Origin of the sequence: Streptomyces sp. R-07 (assembly GCF_049913175.1) — a bacterium.
Lineage (GTDB): Bacteria > Actinomycetota > Actinomycetes > Streptomycetales > Streptomycetaceae > Streptomyces.
Genome location: NZ_CP183978.1, coordinates 4,018,301 through 4,037,258, shown reverse-complemented (window position 1 = coordinate 4,037,258; position 18,958 = coordinate 4,018,301). Strand labels below are relative to the sequence as shown.

General features: G+C 70.4%; 20 protein-coding genes. 10 read left to right on the top strand and 10 right to left on the bottom strand.

Features of this window, described 5'->3' with window-relative positions; translation table 11 throughout:
• Positions 1 to 4: 4 nt before the first annotated feature.
• On the bottom strand, positions 5 to 1,789 hold the full coding sequence (thiC, locus tag ACN9M0_RS18415; RefSeq protein WP_366037109.1) for a phosphomethylpyrimidine synthase ThiC: 1,785 nt from the start codon (positions 1,787 to 1,789) through the stop codon (positions 5 to 7).
• 213 nt (positions 1,790 to 2,002) lie between these two features.
• Here thiC and ACN9M0_RS18410 point away from each other — a divergent pair, with 213 nt between their 5' ends.
• Complete coding sequence (locus ACN9M0_RS18410) at positions 2,003 to 3,433, top strand: YibE/F family protein (RefSeq protein WP_426403909.1); 1,431 nt, start codon at positions 2,003 to 2,005, stop codon at positions 3,431 to 3,433.
• A gap of 161 nt (positions 3,434 to 3,594) precedes the next feature.
• Here ACN9M0_RS18410 and ACN9M0_RS18405 read toward each other — a convergent pair whose 3' ends face one another.
• From ACN9M0_RS18405 to ACN9M0_RS18390, 4 genes are all read right to left on the bottom strand, one after another.
• Complete coding sequence (locus tag ACN9M0_RS18405) at positions 3,595 to 4,035, bottom strand: SsgA family sporulation/cell division regulator (protein ID WP_366037143.1); 441 nt, start codon at positions 4,033 to 4,035, stop codon at positions 3,595 to 3,597.
• 138 nt (positions 4,036 to 4,173) lie between these two features.
• The gene (locus tag ACN9M0_RS18400; RefSeq protein ID WP_366037107.1) at positions 4,174 to 4,944 is read right to left on the bottom strand and encodes an IclR family transcriptional regulator; all 771 of its coding nucleotides are present in this window, start codon (positions 4,942 to 4,944) and stop codon (positions 4,174 to 4,176) included.
• Between the two features lie 237 nt (positions 4,945 to 5,181).
• Positions 5,182 to 5,400 carry a DUF5326 family protein gene (locus ACN9M0_RS18395; RefSeq protein WP_366037106.1) on the bottom strand — a complete coding sequence of 73 codons (219 nt, stop codon included), beginning with the start codon at positions 5,398 to 5,400 and terminating at the stop codon, positions 5,182 to 5,184.
• A gap of 174 nt (positions 5,401 to 5,574) precedes the next feature.
• Positions 5,575 to 5,892 carry a cupin domain-containing protein gene (locus ACN9M0_RS18390; RefSeq protein ID WP_366037105.1) on the bottom strand — a complete coding sequence of 106 codons (318 nt, stop codon included), beginning with the start codon at positions 5,890 to 5,892 and terminating at the stop codon, positions 5,575 to 5,577.
• A gap of 50 nt (positions 5,893 to 5,942) precedes the next feature.
• On the opposite strand from ACN9M0_RS18390, the gene ACN9M0_RS18385 reads away from it, so the two are divergent.
• The 5 genes from ACN9M0_RS18385 (at position 5,943) to ACN9M0_RS18365 (ending at position 9,660) form a co-directional block, all read left to right on the top strand.
• Entirely contained in the window at positions 5,943 to 6,320 is a 378-nt protein-coding gene (locus ACN9M0_RS18385) for a phage holin family protein (protein ID WP_366037104.1), read from the top strand.
• Between the two features lie 9 nt (positions 6,321 to 6,329).
• The gene (locus ACN9M0_RS18380; protein ID WP_399696245.1) at positions 6,330 to 6,821 is read left to right on the top strand and encodes a low molecular weight protein-tyrosine-phosphatase; all 492 of its coding nucleotides are present in this window, start codon (positions 6,330 to 6,332) and stop codon (positions 6,819 to 6,821) included.
• Positions 6,818 to 8,020 (top strand): cystathionine gamma-lyase, encoded by a 1,203-nt coding sequence (locus tag ACN9M0_RS18375; RefSeq protein ID WP_399696244.1) that lies wholly within the window; start codon positions 6,818 to 6,820, stop codon positions 8,018 to 8,020. The genes ACN9M0_RS18380 and ACN9M0_RS18375 overlap by 4 nt, the downstream gene beginning before the upstream one ends.
• Before the next feature lie 228 nt (positions 8,021 to 8,248).
• Positions 8,249 to 9,145, top strand: coding sequence for a LysR family transcriptional regulator (locus tag ACN9M0_RS18370; protein WP_366037101.1), 897 nt, complete (start codon positions 8,249 to 8,251; stop codon positions 9,143 to 9,145).
• A gap of 35 nt (positions 9,146 to 9,180) precedes the next feature.
• Complete coding sequence (locus tag ACN9M0_RS18365) at positions 9,181 to 9,660, top strand: NUDIX domain-containing protein (RefSeq protein ID WP_189804923.1); 480 nt, start codon at positions 9,181 to 9,183, stop codon at positions 9,658 to 9,660.
• A 20-nt stretch (positions 9,661 to 9,680) separates the two neighbouring features.
• Here ACN9M0_RS18365 and ACN9M0_RS18360 read toward each other — a convergent pair whose 3' ends face one another.
• Complete coding sequence (locus tag ACN9M0_RS18360) at positions 9,681 to 10,871, bottom strand: globin domain-containing protein (protein ID WP_366037100.1); 1,191 nt, start codon at positions 10,869 to 10,871, stop codon at positions 9,681 to 9,683.
• A gap of 105 nt (positions 10,872 to 10,976) precedes the next feature.
• Positions 10,977 to 11,627, bottom strand: a complete 651-nt coding sequence (locus ACN9M0_RS18355) for an HAD family hydrolase (protein WP_426405311.1) — start codon at positions 11,625 to 11,627, stop codon at positions 10,977 to 10,979.
• Between the two features lie 101 nt (positions 11,628 to 11,728).
• Here ACN9M0_RS18355 and ACN9M0_RS18350 point away from each other — a divergent pair, with 101 nt between their 5' ends.
• The 3 genes from ACN9M0_RS18350 to ACN9M0_RS18340 all read left to right on the top strand — a co-directional run bounded on the left by ACN9M0_RS18350 (position 11,729) and on the right by ACN9M0_RS18340 (position 13,660).
• Positions 11,729 to 12,592, top strand: a complete 864-nt coding sequence (locus ACN9M0_RS18350) for a GNAT family N-acetyltransferase (RefSeq protein WP_366037099.1) — start codon at positions 11,729 to 11,731, stop codon at positions 12,590 to 12,592.
• Positions 12,593 to 12,711: 119 nt separating this feature from the next.
• Positions 12,712 to 13,170, top strand: coding sequence for a MarR family winged helix-turn-helix transcriptional regulator (locus ACN9M0_RS18345; protein ID WP_366037098.1), 459 nt, complete (start codon positions 12,712 to 12,714; stop codon positions 13,168 to 13,170).
• A 37-nt stretch (positions 13,171 to 13,207) separates the two neighbouring features.
• The gene (locus tag ACN9M0_RS18340) at positions 13,208 to 13,660 is read left to right on the top strand and encodes a GNAT family N-acetyltransferase (protein ID WP_399696243.1); all 453 of its coding nucleotides are present in this window, start codon (positions 13,208 to 13,210) and stop codon (positions 13,658 to 13,660) included.
• Between the two features lie 105 nt (positions 13,661 to 13,765).
• On the opposite strand, the gene ACN9M0_RS18335 is transcribed toward ACN9M0_RS18340, so the two are convergent.
• Entirely contained in the window at positions 13,766 to 15,148 is a 1,383-nt protein-coding gene (locus ACN9M0_RS18335) for a serine hydrolase domain-containing protein (protein ID WP_426403908.1), read from the bottom strand.
• Between the two features lie 49 nt (positions 15,149 to 15,197).
• A complete protein-coding gene (locus ACN9M0_RS18330) occupies positions 15,198 to 15,878 on the bottom strand; it encodes a TetR/AcrR family transcriptional regulator (RefSeq protein ID WP_366037095.1) in 681 nt (226 codons plus the stop codon).
• A 70-nt stretch (positions 15,879 to 15,948) separates the two neighbouring features.
• Between ACN9M0_RS18330 and ACN9M0_RS18325 the strand changes: the two genes are divergently transcribed.
• Positions 15,949 to 17,058, top strand: coding sequence for an FAD-dependent oxidoreductase (locus ACN9M0_RS18325; protein WP_426403907.1), 1,110 nt, complete (start codon positions 15,949 to 15,951; stop codon positions 17,056 to 17,058).
• 20 nt (positions 17,059 to 17,078) lie between these two features.
• Here ACN9M0_RS18325 and dnaB read toward each other — a convergent pair whose 3' ends face one another.
• Positions 17,079 to 18,560, bottom strand: a complete 1,482-nt coding sequence (gene dnaB, locus ACN9M0_RS18320; RefSeq protein ID WP_116159964.1) for a replicative DNA helicase — start codon at positions 18,558 to 18,560, stop codon at positions 17,079 to 17,081.
• Positions 18,561 to 18,958: the final 398 nt, after the last annotated feature.

The following is an 18,958-nucleotide window of genomic DNA, read 5'->3' as shown; positions in this document are numbered from 1 at the left end:
GTCCCTACTCGGCCAGCGGCAGGTAGACGCGGTTGCCGGAAGCCGCGAACTCCTTCGACTTCTCCGCCATGCCGGCCTCGATCTCCTGCTGCGTACCGCCGTGCTCACGCCGGATGTCCTGGGAGATCTTCATCGAGCAGAACTTCGGGCCGCACATCGAGCAGAAGTGCGCCGTCTTCGCGGGCTCCGCCGGCAGCGTCTCGTCGTGGAACTCGCGGGCGGTGACCGGGTCGAGGGCCAGGTTGAACTGGTCCTCCCAGCGGAACTCGAACCGCGCGTCGGACAGTGCGTCGTCCCACTCCTGCGCGCCCGGGTGCCCCTTGGCGAGGTCCGCCGCGTGCGCCGCGATCTTGTACGTGATGACGCCCGTCTTCACGTCGTCCTTGTTCGGCAGGCCCAGGTGCTCCTTGGGCGTGACGTAGCAGAGCATCGCCGTGCCCCACCAGGCGATCATCGCCGCGCCGATGCCCGAGGTGATGTGGTCGTACGCGGGCGCGACGTCCGTGGTCAGCGGGCCGAGCGTGTAGAACGGCGCCTCCTCGCAGATCTCCTGCTGGAGGTCGATGTTCTCCTTGATCTTGTGCATCGGGACGTGCCCGGGGCCCTCGATCATCGTCTGCACGTTGTGGCGCTTGGCGATCGTGTTCAGCTCGCCGAGCGTGCGCAGCTCCGCGAACTGCGCCTCGTCGTTGGCGTCCGCGATCGAGCCGGGGCGCAGACCGTCGCCGAGCGAGTACGTGACGTCGTACGCCGCCAGGATCTCGCAGAGCTCCTCGAAGTTCGTGTAGAGGAAGTTCTCCTTGTGGTGCGCCAGGCACCAGGCGGCCATGATCGAGCCGCCGCGCGAGACGATGCCGGTCTTGCGGCGCGCGGTGAGCGGCACGTACGGCAGGAGCACGCCGGCGTGCACCGTCATGTAGTCGACGCCCTGCTCGGCCTGCTCGATGACCGTGTCCTTGTAGATCTCCCAGGTCAGGTCCTCGGCCTTGCCGTCGACCTTCTCCAGCGCCTGGTAGAGCGGCACGGTGCCGATCGGCACGGGGGAGTTGCGCAGCACCCACTCGCGGGTGGTGTGGATGTTGCGGCCGGTGGACAGGTCCATGACCGTGTCGGCGCCCCACTTGGTCGCCCAGGTCATCTTCTCCACCTCCTCCTCGATGGAGGAGGTGACGGCGGAGTTGCCGATGTTGGCGTTGACCTTCACCAGGAACCTCTTGCCGATGATCATCGGCTCGATCTCCGGGTGGTTCACGTTCGCCGGCAGCACCGCGCGGCCCGCGGCGATCTCCTCCCGTACGACCTCGGGGGAGACGTTCTCGCGGATCGCGACGTACTCCATCTCCGGGGTGATCTCCCCCCGGCGGGCGTACGCGAGCTGCGTCACCGCCTGACCGGTGCGGCCCCGGCGCGGCAGGCGCGGGCGGCCCGGGAAGACGGCGTCCAGGTTCTTCAGCCCGCCGCCGCGCGGCGAGGTGTGCTTGATGCCGTCGTCCTCGGGGCGGGCCGGGCGGCCCGCGTACTCCTCGGTGTCGCCGCGCGCGATGATCCAGTTCTCGCGCAGCGGCGGCAGGCCGCGCCGGACGTCGGTGTCGATGGTGGGGTCGGTGTACGGGCCGGACGTGTCGTACAGCGTGACGTCCTTGCCGTTGGTGAGGTGCACCTGGCGTACGGGCACCCGGAGGTCGGGGCGCGAGCCCTGGACGTACCCCTTGTGCCAGCCCGGCGTGCGCTCCTGCCCGTCGGGCTGGTTCTGGTCGGAGGCAGGCGTGCGTGCATCCTGAATGGTCATGAGACCGATCTCCCTACGCCGGCATTACCCGGTAACAGGTTCGGCGGTCGGCGCAGCCTCCTCCCGTACGTACGTGTCAGTACGCGCGTACGGTGATCAGCGCCCTCTCAGCCCGGTGCTCCGAGCTCCCGCGTGTGCAAAGGTGCCACCACGCTAGCGTCATCCCTGGCGTGCTGAACAGTGGGCCCCCGCCGTTCTTGCGATGATCGGTCGGTGACTTCCCCCCAGCAGACCCCCCAGCCACACGACCACGCCCCTGGTCACGGCCACGGTTCGGGTCACGATTCCGGCCCCTCCTACGGACACGGAGACGGAGGCGGAGGTGGACATGGACATGGGCACGGAGGCGGGCACGGGGGCGGGCACGGCCACAGCCACAACCACGGGCCCGCCGCCCCGGTCTCGCGCCATCTGCGCAGGGTCATCGCCGCGATCCTGATCCCCTTCGCCGCCGCCGTCGTGGTCGGGCTCGGGGTGCTCTGGCCGAGCGGGGCCCCGGCGCACGAGCGCACCGGCGTCGGCTTCGACCGGCAGACCCAGCAGGGCGAGGTCGTCTCCGTCGAGCACGTCGACTGCAAGGACGTGAACGCCGCTCAGGTCCCGCCGACCGGCGACACCTCCACCCCGGAGGGACGCGAGGCGGTCAACGCCCAGCAGGGGCAGTGCGAGAAGGCGACGATCGAGGTCACCAGCGGCCCGGACAAGGGGCGCAGGTTCGTCGAGATCGTGCAGCCGGACGCACCGCGCCAACTGCACGAGGGCCAGGGCGTGGTGGTGGCGTACGCCCCCGACGCCCCGCACGACCTGCAGTACTCGGTGACCGATGTGAACCGCAAGCTGCCACTGACGGTGCTCGCCGGCATCTTCGCCGTCGCGGTCGTGCTGGTCGGCCGGATGCGGGGCGTCATGGCGCTCATCGCGCTCGCCGCGAGCTTCCTCGTGCTGACCTACTTCATCCTGCCGGCGATCCTGCAGGGGTCGAACCCGCTGGTCGTCGCGGTCGTCGGGTCGAGCGCGATCATGCTGATCGCGCTCTACATGTGCCACGGGCTCTCGGCCCGCACCTCGGTCGCCGTGCTCGGCACCCTGATCTCGCTTCTGCTCATCGGCCTGCTCGGCTCGCTCTTCGTCGGCTGGACCTCGCTCAGCGGCAACACCGACGACTACACCGGACTCATCCACGGCCTGTACCCGGAGATCGACATGTCCGGTCTGCTGCTCGCCGGGATCATCATCGGTTCTCTCGGCGTGCTCGACGACGTGACGGTCACCCAGACCTCGGCGGTCTGGGAGCTGCACCAGGCCGATCCGGCCATGGGGCCGCGCGGCCTGTACCGGGCCGGGATCCGGATCGGCCGCGACCACATCGCTTCGGTCGTGAACACGCTGGTGCTCGCCTACGCGGGTGCCGCCCTGCCACTGCTGCTGCTCTTCTCCATCGCCCAGAGCAGCATGGGGACGGTGGCCAACAGCGAGCTGGTCGCCGAGGAGATCGTCCGGACCCTGGTCGGGTCGATCGGTCTGGTGGCGTCCGTGCCGGTCACCACCGCGCTCGCGGCCCTGGTCGTCTCCGCGGACCGGCCGGCGTCCGGCGGCGGGAAGCCCGCGGCGGTACGGGGAGGGCGGCGCCGTCGCGCCAAGTGAGGGCCGGCGGCCGCGGCCGTCGCACGGGGTGAGGGCTCAGGACCGGGGCCGTCGCACCGGGTGAGAGCAGAGGGCCTGCACCGTCGCACCGGGGTGAGAGCTGAGGCTGCGCCGTCGCGCCGCGTGAGGGCTGAGGCCTGCGCCGTCGCGCCGGGTAGGGCTCAGGCGGGTCCGGCGTTCTCTTCGGCCAGGATCTTGCCCAGTGCGGCCTCCAGGTGGTCCTCGAAGTCACCGAGTGTCCGTTCCTGACCGAGCGGAACCAGCTTGTCCGTTCGGTCGAGGAAGGCGACCAGCGGCGGCGCGCTGGCGCGGAAGAGCGCGCGGTCACCGCCCACCTGGAGTCGGATGGAGACGTCCGAGAGCCCCTCCGGCTCCGTGGGGGCGATGTGCACATCCCCGTCCCCGCTCGGCCGGTTGATCCCGTCGAGCAGCAGCTCCCTTCCGAACGCCCAGGTCACGGGCGCGTCTCCGGGGAGGTGGAAGGTCATCCGCACCGCGTAGGGATCCCGGGTCTCATATCGGAGTTCTACCGGGATCTTGAAGGAGAGCTCCTCGGAGACGAGGAAGCTCATCAGGACCTCGGCCTGAACCGACTCTCGCATCATGTACCCCGCAGTAGATGAAGCAGTTGTGTAAACACAGCTGCTGAAAGCTGTGACCGAAACGGCCAGGAATGATCCCCCGTGGCCCTCTTGACGCAATCGTGCTGTAAGCACTAGCAGATCACAAGGAGTGATTTTTCAGATACTGATAGAGAACGCGAGTGAACTGAAGAGCCTTCCGATCTCCGTGCGTAGCCGCTCGACTGCTGGGAGCAACCGTTCTTCCTGGTGAAGGGGGAGAGAAATAGCCATGGCGGCCGCCGCGGAGCCCGCGGTGATGGGGATGGCGGCGCAGACCGTGCCGAGCGCATATTCCTGACGCTCTACCAGGGGTTCCATTCGCCCCAAACCGCCCAAACGCTCCAAAAGGACACGCTGGTTACGCACCGTGTACGGAGTGATGGCTTCCACCGGATGGCGATCGAGGTGGTCTTGACGAGATTTCAGATCGAGTTGACTCAGCAGGCACTGCCCGATCGCATGCGCGTGCGCGGTCTCGCGGAAGTCGGCCCATTCCTCCACGGCGGGGGCGGAAGGGGTGTCGGCGACAGCGACGAGCTCGATCTCCCCCTCGCGGTAGAGGGCGAAGTAGATGGGCACACCGATCTCGTCCCGCCAGTGGGCCAGGGAGTCTTCGATCTTGATGCGACGATTCTGCACATCTCCGCCGCCGGCCAGTCGGACGGCGGCGTCGCCCAGGACGAACACACCCTTGTCGCGGAGCAGATAGCCCTCGTGCGTCAGGGTGCGGAGCAGGTGGTACGTGGTGGGAAGCGGAAGGCCCGTCTCGCGGGCGAGCTGTTTGGCCGGGGCGCCCTCCGCATGGGAGGCCACCGCCTCCAGGAGTCTCAGCGCCCGCTGCACCGAGCCGATCAGGGTAGGCGCAGCCGTCTGCGTAGCCGTGGCCAAAGGTCACCCCCAGGCGTGACGACGGATGCAGTGCACCCGCCCGCGGGGGCCGCCCCCGCGCGCCCGCCGGGCCTGGGAAACCGCTGGTCAGTACGGAGGTCTACGCCTGTAGTCCCCAACGCGGCGGAGAGATTCCACTCTAGTCGCAGCCCCAGGGCCCACACCCTGATTAGACGGGCACGTTCCCTCGCCCGGGCTAATGCCCTCCATCACCTTCATACCGATCAGTAGCTTGTGCTACCAGTCCTCTCGCGACCCGGCGGAGGAGCTGAACTTCCGCACGACGTAGATCAGTCCGGCGACGAGGGCCGCGAAGAGCAGCACCTTGAAGAGCAGACCGACCACGAAGGTCAGGACGCTGGTGATCAGTCCGCCGAAGACGAACAGGGCGAGGAGGGGTATGGCGACCCACTTCACCCACCAGGGCATCCCCGCGAGAATCTCCCGTACGGCCATCGTCCCTACCTCGCTCTCGAAGAATCGCTCCGCGCACTCCGCGCCGAACACCCTCAAGGCTAGGGGCGGGAGGAAGCCCGTGGGGGCCCTGCGGCCCCCGCTCTCCCCTGATCCGCCCCCTAGGGGCTCGGCCCCCGTACGGAGCGAATCCTCAGGGCTCGGCCCCGGGCCCGCTCAGCCCTCCGGCGGCGAGAAGACCACCATGACCCGCAGGTCCTCGCTGATGTGGTGGAACCTGTGCTCCACCCCGGCCGGCACGTAGACCACGCTGCCGCGCGCCACCTGGGTCGTCTCCGTCCCGACCGTGATCGCCGCTCTGCCGCTGACCACGAAGTACACCTCGTCCTGGCCGTGCGGCTGCTGCGGGTCGAGCTCCCCGGCGTCCAGCGCGTACAGGCCCACCGACATGTTCCGCTCGCGCAGGAACTGGAGGTACGCACCCTTGTTCGCGGCGCGCTCCGCCTCCAGTTCGTCCAGCCGGAATGCCTTCATCGCCTCTCGCCCCTGCCGTAGGCCCGATCATGTCTGCCACGATCAGACACATGAAGAATTTCGTAGTCAAGACGCTCGCGAACGCGGGCGCTCTCGGAGTCGCCATCTGGCTGCTCCAGGACATCACCCTGACCGGTGACAGCACCGGCAAGAAGGCCTGGACGCTCATTCTCGTCGCCCTGGTCTTCGGTCTGGTGAACTTCCTGGTGAAGCCGATCGTCAAGCTGCTGACGCTTCCCCTCTTCATCCTGACCCTCGGCCTGATCACCCTGGTGGTCAACGCCCTGATGCTGCTCCTCACCTCGTGGCTGGCCGACCTGCTCGACCTGAGCTTCCACGTGGAGGGCTTCTGGACCGCCGTCCTGGGCGGCCTGATCATCTCCGTCGTCTCGTGGGCGCTGAACGTCGTGCTCCCCGACGGCGACTGAGTGGGGACCATGGCCTACCGCGTCTGCTTCGTCTGCACGGGCAACATCTGCCGTTCGCCGATGGCCGAGCACGTCTTCCGCCGCCGGGTGGAGGAGGCCGGCCTCGGCGGTCTGGTGGAGGTCGACAGCGCCGGCACCGGAGGCTGGCACGAGGGCGAAGGGGCCGACCCGCGCACGGTCGCGGTGCTCCAGGAGAACGGATACACCTCCGGGCACACCGCCCGGCGCTTCCGGTCCTCCTGGTTCCCCGCCCTCGACCTGGTGATCGCCCTGGACGAGGGACACCTGCGGGAGCTCCGGGAGCTCGCCCGGACTCCCGACGAGGCGGCGAGGATACGGCTCCTGCGCTCCTACGACCCGGCCGCCGGGGCCGGACTCGACGTCCCCGACCCGTACTTCGGGGGCCGCGAGGAGTTCGAGGAGTGCCTGGAGATGGTGGAGGCCGCGAGCGAGGGACTGCTCGCGGCCGTACGCACGGAACTGGAGGAACGGACACCGTGACGGACGAGGAACACGGCCCCGACAGCGCCGGGGGCCCCGGGGCGACCGGTGCCGGCCGGGCCGGTGCCGCCGCGCTCGGCGACGGCACGCGGGCGGTACGGGCCGGGCTGCCCGAGCCCGTGAAGTACGAGCCGACCCTGCCGGGGCCGGTCTTCGCGGCCCACTTCCACCTGCCGGGCGAGCCGACCGGCCCGTACACCTACGGCCGCGACGAGAACCCCACCTGGACCCATCTGGAGCGGGCGATCGGCGAGCTGGAGGCGCCGGGGGAGGAGGGCGTGGAGACGCTGGTCTTCGCGTCCGGCATGGCCGCGATCTCCGCCGTCCTCTTCTCCCAGCTGAAGGCCGGCGACGCGGTGGTCCTGCCGGCCGACGGCTACCAGGCCCTGCCCCTGCTGCACGAGCAGCTGCGGGCGTACGGCATCGAGGTCCGCACCGCGCCGACCGGCGGCGACGCCCAGCTGTCCGTACTGGACGGGGCCAAGCTGCTGTGGATCGAGACCCCGTCCAACCCCGGTCTCGACGTCTGCGACATCCGCCGCCTGGTGCGGGAGGCCCACGAGGCCGGGGCGCTCGTCGCCGTCGACAACACCCTTGCCACCCCGCTCGGCCAGCGCCCGCTCGCCCTCGGCGCGGACTTCTCCGTCGCCAGCGACACCAAGGGCATGACCGGGCACGGCGACATCCTGCTCGGCCATGTGAGCTGCCGTGATCCCCTGCGGGCGGCGGAGGTACGGCGCTGGCGCAAGATCGTCGGCGCGATCCCCGGGCCCATGGAGGCCTGGCTCGCCCACCGGTCGCTCGCCACCCTCCAGCTGCGGATCGACCGGCAGTGCTCCACCGCGCTGGCGCTGGCCCGGACGCTCGCCGAACGCGCGGACGTGACCGGGCTGCGCTACCCCGGACTGCCCGGCGACCCCTCGCACGCGGTGGCCGCCCGGCAGATGCGGCGCTTCGGGCCGGTGGTCTCCTTCGAGCTGGCGGACCGGAAGCGGGCCGAGCGGTTCCTGGAGGAGCTGCGGCTCGTGGACGACGCGACGAGTTTCGGCGGTGTGCGCTCCACGGCGGAGCGGCGCGGGCGCTGGGGCGGGGACGCGGTCGCGGAGGGCTTCATCCGCTTCTCGGTCGGAGCCGAGGACCCGGAGGACCTGATCGCCGACGTGCTGCGCGCCCTCGACGAGGCCGGAAGCGCGAGCTGAACGCGGTCCGCGCGCCCGGACGAGGACGCTCCGAGCCTCCCCCCTCGTGGCTCGGAACGCCCTCGGTTCCACGCGCGGAGACCGCCTGCACAAGGCTAGTTGACTGTGCGTCAGTGTCCAATCACGGTAGCGACAGCGACCTATCGACTTATTTATAGTTGGACGGTCCTGAGGCGACGTCAGCCGACCGCCTGAGTCGAACGGCCGCACGGCCGGGAGGGGGCGGACATGGATCTCGCCCTGCTGCGCACGTTCGTCACGGTGCACCGGGCCGGCTCCTTCACCCGCGCCGCCGCGCTCCTCGGCCTCTCCCAGCCCGCCGTCACCAGCCAGATCCGGACACTGGAACGACAGCTGGGCCGGCCGCTCTTCCTCAGACAGGCGCGCGGAGTCACCCCGACCACCATCGGCGACGAGCTCGCGCACCGCGCGGCGCCCCATCTGGACGCCCTCGTGGAGATCGCCGAGACCGGCCTCGACGACGAGAGCGGGGTCCGCACCCTCCATCTCGCCGGGCCCCCCGAGTTCACTTCGCTCCGCGCGCTGCCCGCCCTCACCCCGCTGGTCGACCAGGGCCTCGCCGTACGGGCCTCCTTCCTCGGCAACACGGAGGACATCCTCGACGGGCTCACCGCGGGCCACCACGACCTGGCCATCGCCACCGCCCGTCCCCGGGGCGGTCTGCTCGTCTCCACCCCGCTCTGCGACGAGGAGCACGTGCTCGTGGCGGCCCCACGCTGGGCCGCCAGGCTCTCCCCCGAGGTGCTCCTGAGCAGGGGGGCCGTGGTCCTGGAGCAGCTTCCGGTGGTCGAGGTGCACGAGTCGCTGCCCTTCGTCTCCCGCTACTGGGCGAGCGTCTTCGAGACCAAACCGGCGGCCGCCGCCACCGTCATCGCCCCCGACCTGCGCGCCGTGCGGGACTCCGCCGCCTCCGGCGCCGGGCTCGCCGTCCTGCCGCGCTATCTGTGCGAGGAAGCCCTGGAGCGGGGACACCTCGTGGCGCTGCTCGACCCCCCGGTCCCCCCGCTCCGGACCTACTTCCTGGTCGCGCGCACGGGGACGCTCGCCCTGTCCCCCCTCGCACGGGCCCACGAGGAGCTCCTGCGCGCCGCCGGGAACTGGTGAGTTTCAGGACACCTCGAACGGGCCATTTTCTTCCCATGACCGAACGGCCCGTGATCAAGCGCACCGCACGCGCCATCCTGCTCGACGGGGACGACCTGATCCTCATCAAGCGGACCAAGCCCGGGATGGATCCCTACTGGCTCACGCCCGGCGGCGGCGTGGAGCCCACCGACGCCACCGTCGTCGAGGCCCTGCACCGCGAGGTGCTCGAAGAGCTCGGCGCCAAGATCACCGATGTGGTGCCCTGCTTCGTCGACACCGTCGAGCACATCGTCGACGGCGGGGTCTCCGGGGTGAAGGTCCAGCACTTCTTCGTGTGCCGGCTGGGCTCCATGGACACTTCCCTGCGGCACGGACCCGAGATGGAGGAACCCGTCGGCGAGTACGAGATCGTCCGGGTCCCCTTCAGCCGGGTCGGCATCGCCGCCGTGCACCTCGTCCCGCTCTCCCTGCGCCACTACCTCGACGGCAACATCGAGGGCGTGCGCGCGATGCACGCCCCCGACCTGGGCTGACCGGGCTCGCGGGACCTCGGCTAGCCGGCCGCGGGGGCGAGCTCCGCGAGGAAGTCGTGACGGATGCGGTCCGAGGGGACCCCCGCTCCGCGCAGTGCGTCGACCCCGCGACGGACCATGTCGAGCGGCCCCGAGAGATACGCGTCGCGCTCGTTCCACGGGCCGTAGCGGCAGACGGCTTCCGGGAGCCTCCCCTGCTCCTCCGTGACCGGGTGGACGGAGAGCCAAGGGAAGGTCTTCTGGAGCCGCAGCATCGTGTCGATGTCGTAGAGGTCGTGGCCGCTGCGCGCCCCGTAGAAGACGTCCACCGGGCGCCGGTCCCCGTGCTCGGCGACGTCCTCGACCAGCGCCTTGATCGGCGCTATCCCGGTACCGCCGCCCATGCAGAGCAGGCCGGTGTCCGTGGAGTGGTCGACCGTCATGGAGCCGGCCGGCGGGCCGAGCCGCAGCACGTCCCCGGGGCGCGCCCGGTGGACCAGCGCGTTGGACACCCAGCCGGCCGGGACGGCCTTGACGTGGAGGGACAGCAGTCCGTCCGGCCGGGGTGCCGAGGCGAAGGAGTAGTGGCGCCAGATCCGGGGCCACCACGGGGTCTCCAGCGTCGTGTACTGCCCGGCGAGGAACGGGTACGGCTGGTCGGTCCTGAGCGTCACGACGGCGATGTCCGGGGTGCGCAGGTCATGGGAGACCACTTCCGCCTGCCACCAGGCGGGCGCGGCCCGCTCGTTCTCAGCGGCGGCGTCGATCATGATCTGGGAGATCGTCGTGTACGTACGGACCCAGGCCGCCTCGGTCTCCTCGTCCCAGCTCTTCTCCGCGTACCGCACGAGCGCGCCGATGAGGGCCTCGCCGACGGCCGGATAGTGGGCGGCCTGCGTCCCGTACTTCCGGTGCCCCCGGCCCAGGTTCTCCAGGTACGCGGTGAGGACCGGGGTGTCGTCCAGGTGCTCGGCCGCGGTCAGGAGGGCCTTCAGGAGCCGGTCGCGCTGGGTGTCCATGGCCGCGGGGAACATCTCGCGCAGCTCGGGGTGCCGGACGAAGAGCAGGGCGTAGAAGTACGAGGTCACCCGATCGGCGGCCGGTGCGATCTCCGCCAGGGTGCGACGGACGAGCACGGCGTCGGTGGAGGGTCCCCCGGATATCAGGGGTTCCTTCCCGTCCGCCGCCGGGGAGTCCCGCTCGTCCGTCGTGGTGGTCGGAGCATCCATCATGTGCCTCGCCTCGCGCTGGCCGGCTTCCGTGACCGCAGCATGGCGCTTCCGACCGGCACTTCGGACAGAAAGTGGCGTTCTCGGGCCATAGGCCCGGGTTTCTGGCTAGGCTGCGCTGTTTCGGACCAGGGCGTAGGCCTCGCGCAGGTCCCCTCCGGAGTAGCTGTGGCGGGAGAGCCCGGCGAGATGGTGGTCCGCGTTCACGGCCACGGTCTCGGGCACCAGCGCGAAGAGTTCCGCGTCGGACATCGAGTCCCCGTACGCGACGCAGTCGACCGGGTCCACTCCGTACCCCGCGCAGAGCTCCCTCGCGATCCGCACCTTCGCCCGCGCGTCGAGAATGCCCGGCCGGTGGATCGCCTCGGTGAAGGGGACCGCCGGCCAGAGCGAACCGTGCGTCGTGTCGACGCCCCAGTCGAGAAGCCGCTCGACGAAGAAGTCGGGCGAGAGGGAGATGACCGCGCAGCGGTCTCCCCGGGCCCGGATGTCGGCCCAGACCTCACGGATGCCCGCCAGCCAGGGCGCCCCTTCGAAGGCCGCCGCGACCTGTTCCGGGGTGAGCGCGGTCCAGAGGGAGTGGGCCCGGACGGCGAACTCGTCCGGGGTGAGACCGCGTAGAAAGCCCTCCTCCAGGGCGGCGATCTCCTCGACGAGGCCCAGCTGCCGGGAGATCTCCACAGCCGCGGCCGACCCGCGGATCAGAGTGCCGTCGAGGTCGAAGAGATGCAGTCGCTGGTGGGGTTTCACGTGAAACATCGTCCCCATGCCACGAGGTGGGAATCAACGCCCCCTTGGATATCGGCCAGATCCGGTAAAGCAGTGGACGGAAGATCACCGGTTCGGCCAGCCTGAGAGGTATGCCGAGCTCCCCCTCCCCCCTCGCACAGCTCCCCGTCCGGCGCCTCGGTCCGGAAGACCTCCTCGCCTGCGCCGATCTCTCCGAGAACCGGGGCTGGCCGCGCGAGGAGCACAAGTGGGGCCTGCTCCTCACCGCGGGCACCGGCTACGGCATCGACGACCCGGCCGGGCCGGGGCTGGCGGCCTGCTCCGTGGTCACCTCGTACGGTCCGGGGCTCGCCGCGATCGGCATGGTGCTCGTCGCCGAGCGGTACGCACGCCAAGGGGTGGGACGCCGGCTCATGCGGCACGTCCTGGCGGAGGCCGGGGACACCCCGCTCACCCTGCACGCCACGCCGAACGGCCAGCCCCTGTACGAGCAGCTCGGTTTCGTCCAGACGGGCCGGGCGGAGATGGTGCGCGGGCGCTTCACCTTCACCACGCCCGCCCCGAACGTCTCGGTCCGGGCCGCGACGGCGGAGGACCTCCAGGCGATCCTGCGTCTGGACCTCGAGGTCTTCGGCCTCGACCGCACCCACGTCATCACCCGCCTCCCCGCGTTCGCGGACCACCTCCGCGTCGCGGAGGAGGACGGCGAGATCACCGGCTTCGCCGCCGCCTGGCCCAACATGGACACCCATGTCATCGGCCCCCTGATCGCCCGGGACCCGGCCACCGCCCAGGCTCTGATCGCCTCACTGGCCACCGCCACCGACCGCCCGCTCCGCACGGACATCGACGTGCGCCACACGGCGCTGCTGAGCTGGGCGAAGGAGAACGGCCTCGACTCGATCGCCTCCAACGCGGTGATGGTCCGCTCGCTCCCGGACCTCCCCGGCGACTGGCGCCGGCGCTTCGCCCCCCTGACGGTCGCGGCCGGATAGGCCCCGCCCCCGGGGGCACCAGCCCTCGGACAATTACTTGCAAACGCTCATTATTGCGCCCCATCGTCTACCCTGGGTCGAGAGCCACTCCGGTGCCGAGGAGAGACCGAGGAGAGACCATGACCGCGACGGACCCCGCACTCACCGCGCTCTCCCAGCGCTGGTGCGCCCTCTCCCTGCTGCACGGCAGGATCGAGTCCCACATCGAGCGCGCCCTGGAGTCCGGGCACGGTCTGAGCGTGCGGGAGTACTCGCTGCTCGACGTCCTCAGCCGCCAGCACAGCGGCCCCGGCGGCCACCTCCAGATGAAGCAGGTCGCCGACGCCGTCGTGCTCAGCCAGAGCGCCACCACCCGGCTCGTCACCCGGCTCGAGGACCGGGGCCTGCTCACCCGGTACCTCTGCGCCACCGACCGGCGCGGCATCTACACCGATGTGACCGAGGCCGGCCAGAAGCTCCTCGAAGAGGCCCGCCCCACCAACGACAGCGCACTGCGCGAGGCCCTCGACGAGGCCGCGAAGAACCCGGAGCTGGCGCCGCTCGTCCAGGTCGTGGAGGGCGTGGGCGCTCCCGCGTGACACCGGGGCGTCAGCGCTCGGGCGTACCCTGCGGGGCATGAGCGATCTTGAGATACGCCCCGCCGGCACGGAGGACCTCCCTGCCATCGTCGCGATGCTCGCCGACGACCCCCTGGGCGCCCAGCGCGAATCCCCCGACGACCTCTCCCCGTACCTCACGGCCTTCGAGCGCCTCGCGAACGACCCTCACCAACACGTCGTCGTGGCCGTTCGGGGGGCCAAGGTCGTCGGCACCCTCCAGCTGACGATCGTCCCGGGTCTCTCCCGCCGGGGCGCCACCCGCTCGATCATCGAGGGCGTCCGCATCCACGCCGACGAGCGCGGCAGCGGTCTCGGGACGCAGCTCATCGAATGGGCCGTCGAGGAGTCCGGCCGCCAGGGCTGCGTGCTCGTACAGCTGACCTCCGACGTCACCCGCACCGACGCCCACCGCTTCTACGAACGCCTGGGCTTCGAGGCCTCGCACCTGGGCTTCAAGAAGAGCCTCTGACCCGGGCTTCCAGGGCTCCAGCACGCTGTTTCCCATGAAACCGTGCCGTTTCACGTGAAACGGCACGTCATGGGAAACAGCGCGCCCGGGAGTCAGAGCGCGGGATCAGAGTCCGCGCCAGCCCGCCTCGTCCACACCGCCCGGAACCGCGTCCCCCGGCTCGTACGGCTCCCGGGTGAAGACGAACGACCCGAGGTCGAGATGGCTGACGCTGCCGTCGGCGCCCCGCACCGCCCTGAGCGTCTCCCCCGCGTAGTAGCCGTTCAGCCCGACCCAGCCGCCCTCGGGCAGGGCGCGGAACCGGGCCCGGCGCCCGGCGCCCCGCAGGGGTTCGAGCACGACGCTCCGCTCGGGGCCGAGCCGGAGCCCGTAGGCGTACGTGCCCCAGTACCAAGGACCGGTGAGGGAGAGCAGCTCCTCGTCGACCTCCGCCTCGGGAAGGGGACGCCACGGCTCCGGGAACCTCGGCTCCGCCTCCGCCACGATCTGCACGAGATCGGCGGCCACGACCCCCGTCAGCGGGCCCGAGGTGGCATTGGAGAGGGCGATCCCCGCGAGGCCGTCCTCCACGCTCACCCACAGACAGGCGACGAAGCCCGGGAGCGAGCCGGTGTGGCCGATCAGGGTGCGGCCGTCCTTGCGCACCAGCTGGAGACCGAGCCCGTAGCTCCCCTCCCAGTCCCCCTCCCCGGCCGGAGAGGCCGGGGCACGCATCTCCTCCACGGACGCCGTGGCGAGCACCCGCTCGTCCCCCGCCGCGAGGAAGGCGGCGAACCGGGCCAGGTCACCGGCCGTCGACCAGAGCTGACCGGCCGGTGCCATCAGGCCGAGGTCCTCCGACGGCTCGGGCAGCATGACGTCGGCCCAGGGATGCACCGCCCAGCCACCCGCGTGCGGAGCGACGGGGTCTACCGTCGTACGGCCCATGCCCAGCGGTTCCAGGATCTCGCGCCGCAGGGCCTCCTCCCAGGACACCCCCCGGACGGCCTCGACCAGTGAACCGAGCAGCGTGTAGCCGGGGTTGGAGTAGTGGTGCCGGCGCCCCGGCGACTGGACGAACGGCCGCTCCCCCAGGACGTCGGAGAGCTCGGGCCGCAGGGCGGCGGAGGACCTCTCCCACCACGATCCGGGCGTCTCGGCCGCGAGACCGCCGGTGTGGCCCAGGAGTTGGGCGATCGTCACCTCGCCGACGCCCGTCCCCTTCAGATGCCGCTCCAGCGGATCGTCGAGCCCGAGCAGCCCCTCGTCCCGCAGCCGCATCACCAGCACGGCGGTGAACACCTTGGTGATCGACCCGATCCTGAACTGGGTGTCGGCGTCCGGCGCGTGACCGTCCACGCAGCTGCGCGAACCGCTCCACACCAGCGCTCCGTCACGGACCACCGCCCCCACGAGGGAGGGCGTCCGCCCCTCGGTCTGGGCGACCGCGACGCGGTGCAGCAGAGCCCGCTCGGTACCGGGCAACAAGGCTTCGAAAGATGTCGTCATGGAACCCATCCAACGCGATGTCAGCCGAGGAAACGCATGGGGCCGCAGGTCACTTCGAGATGCGGGCCTCGATGCCGTCGAGCAGGAAGTCGAGGCCGACCCGGAAGGTGTCGTCGGCGTCCAGATGGGCGGCATCGCGCACCACCGTGGCCAGCGCGGGGAATCGGCCGGTGGCGAAGGTCCGCTCCAGATAGGGCCCGAGCGACTCCTGCCAACGCCTCTCGTCCATACCGGTGGCCCGCTCGGCGCGCCGCTCGGCGATCTCCCGACGCACCGCGCCGATCACGTACGCCTTGACCGCGGTGACCACCGGCATGACGGCGTCCACGTCGACCTCGCCCAGTGCGGCCATCACGGCCTCGCCACTGGCCAGCGCGTGCGGACCGAGCTGGGGTCGGCCACCCAGGAGATCGGCGAGCCATTCGTGCTCATGAGCGGCGTGCCGAGTGGTTTCGGCGAGAGAGCGGAGCGCTTCGCGCCAGCCGTCTCCGGCCGGCCGGATCTCGGCGTGGACGGCGTCGACCATCAGGTCGAGCAGCTCCTCCTTGCCGGCGATGTAGCCGTACAGCCGCATCGGCCCCACACCCAGCGCGTTGGCGACCTTGCGCAGGGACACCGCGTCCAGGCCGTCCGCGTCGGCCAGCTGGATCGCCGCTCGCACGATCCGCTCCCGGCTCAACGAGGCCGGCGCGGGTCGATTCGGCGGCTCCGGCCTCTCCCACACCAACATGCCGCTCACCATACATCGCATCAAGCGATACAGTGTATCGACCAGTACGGTGTATCGAGGAGGGGCAACCATGTCCATCGCCATCGTCGGAGCCGGCCTCGGCGGCCTGGCTCTCGCCCGTGTGCTGCACGTGAACGGCATCGACGCCGTCGTGTACGAACGCGAGTCGTCCCGCCGTGCGCGCGGTCAGGGCGGCATGCTCGACATCCACTCCGGCCAGCGGGCGCTGCGCGAGGCCGGTCTGATCGACCAGTTCCACGCGATCGCCCGTGGCGAAGGCCAGGACATGCGGCTCCTCGAGCCGGACGGCACCCTGCTGCTCCAGGAGGACACGCCCGACGACGCCCCGCTCGAACGACCCGAGGTCGACCGCGCCGATCTGCGCGACCTGCTGCTGGATTCCCTCCCGGAAGGCATGGTGCGCTGGGGGCACGCGTTCACATCCGCCGAGAACGGCCTTCTGCACTTCGCCGACGGCAGCACTGCGGCGTGCGACCTGCTGGTCGGCGCGGACGGCGCGCAGTCCCGGGTCCGCCCGCTGCTCACCGACGCCCGGCCGGCGCACATCGGCCAGAACGTCGTCGAGGTCGGCATCCCCGACATCGACCGCACGCACCCCGACCTCGCGGCGATGGTCGGGCGCGGCAACTACTGGGTGCTCGGCGACGGGCTGTCCCTGGCGGCACAGCGCAACGGCGACGGCCGCGTCCGCATCGGCCTCAGCTTCTACAACACCGCCGAGGACTGGTTCGCCACCAGCGGGATCCCGTTCGACGACCCGGCCGCCGCCCGGGCGCGGCTGATAGACCTGCTCCCCGGCTGGCACTCACGCTTCACCGCACTGATCGCGGCCTGCGACGACACGGTCGTGCCGCGGGCGATCACCACTCTGCCGGTCGGCCTGACCTGGCCGTCGACGCCGGGCGTCACCCTGCTCGGCGATGCCGCGCACCTGATGCCGCCGGTGGGGGAAGGCGCCAACATGGCGCTGCTCGACGGCGCCCTGCTCGGCCTCGCGCTGGCCGCGCACCCGGACGACCTTCCCGCCGCCGTCGAAGCATACGAACGCGAGATGTTCGAACGCACCAGCGCTGCCGCCCGGATGTCCGCGGACGTCCAGAAGCTGCTGATGTCGCCGGACGCCGCCCGGAAGATGCTCGCGTTCTTCCGGCCCGGCTGAGGGTGAGCCTGCCGGGCGGATCAGGTCTGGGCCATGTCCACGAAGCGTGAGTAGTGGCCCTGGAAGGCCACGGTGATCGTGGCCGTCGGGCCGTTACGGTGCTTGCCCACGATGATGTCCGCCTCGCCCGCGCGCGGGGACTCCTTCTCGTAGGCGTCCTCGCGGTGCAGCAGGATCACCATGTCGGCGTCCTGCTCGATCGAGCCCGACTCACGCAGGTCGGAGACCATCGGCTTCTTGTCGGTGCGCTGCTCGGGACCACGGTTCAGCTGGGAGAGCGCGATCACCGGCAGTTCCAGCTCCTTGGCGAGGAGCTTCAGGTTTCGCGACATGTCGGAGACCTCTTGCTGACGGCTCTCCTGCCGCTTGGAACCGCCCGACTGCATGAGCTGCAGATAGTCGATGATGACGAGCTTGAGGCCGTTGCGCTGCTTGAGCCGGCGGCACTTCGCGCGGATCTCCATCATCGACAGGTTCGGGGAGTCGTCGATGTACAGCGGGGCCTGGGAGACGTCCGGCATCCGGCGGGCGAGACGGGTCCAGTCCTCGTCGGTCATCGTGCCGGAGCGCATGTGGTGGAGCGCGACGCGGGCCTCGGCCGAGAGCAGACGCATCGCGATCTCGTTGCGGCCCATTTCGAGGGAGAAGATGACGCTGGGCAGGTTGTGCTTGATGGAGGCCGCCCGGGCGAAGTCCAGGGCGAGGGTCGACTTACCCATGGCGGGACGGGCCGCGATGATGATCATCTGGCCGGGGTGCAGCCCGTTGGTGAGCGAGTCGAGATCGGTGAAGCCGGTGGGCACACCGGTCATCTCGCCGCTGCGGGAGCCGATCGCCTCGATCTCGTCGAGCGCGCCCTCCATGATGTCGCCGAGCGGCAGGTAGTCCTCGGTGGTGCGCTGCTCGGTGACCGCGTAGATCTCGGCCTGGGCCGAGTTCACGATCTCGTCGACGTCTCCGTCGGCCGCGTAGCCCATCTGCGTGATCTTGGTGCCGGCCTCCACGAGGCGCCGCAGGACCGCGCGCTCGTGGACGATCTCGGCGTAGTACGAGGCGTTGGCCGCGGTCGGTACCGACTGGACCAGGGTGTGGAGGTAGGAGGCGCCGCCGACACGGGTGATCTCGCCGCGCTTGGTGAGCTCGGCACCGACCGTGATCGGGTCGGCGGGCTCGCCCTTGGCGTAGAGGTCGAGGATCGCCGCGTAGACGGTCTCGTGCGCGGGCTTGTAGAAGTCGTTGCCCTTGATGATCTCCACGACGTCCGCGATGGCGTCCTTGGAGAGCAGCATGCCGCCGAGGACGGACTGCTCTGCGTCGAGATCCTGCGGGGGCACGCGCTCGAAGCCGGAGAGGCCGCCGTCCCAGGGGCCTTCGCTGCCCCGCTCGTGCTGGTCGTCCCGCCCGCGGCCGCGGCCGCGCCCTTCGCCTCGCGTACGGGTGGGCAGCCGGTCGCTCGGTCCGCTGTCGGCCCAAGGGTCGTCCATGGGCTCGGGAACGCTCACCAAGCACCTCCTCCCGTCCGCTCCGCGGACCTCGCCGTGCCACTCTCTTCTTACGCCACGGCCTTGATCAACGAGTGGCTTTGCGACCGCTTCTGGCGAGTCGGGCGCCGGACCACGGTAGGCCCGCGGGGGGCGTCAGCCAATCTGGTTATCCACAGGCCCTGTGGGTGAAGGGCCAGATGCTGTGGAGAACTCGCCGGATCCTGTGCACGGAGCGGGGGACAGCCATGTGGACAAACTCATAACACCCCCGCCCTCACACACCTGACCTGCGCTTTTCCCATCCACGGGCTGTGGGGGAGAAAAACTTTTCCCCCTGGACCAAGATCAGAACAAACGGCCCACACCCGAAGCCTCGCCCCATCGGAAAGTAAGGATCACTGAGGCATTGCATCTCT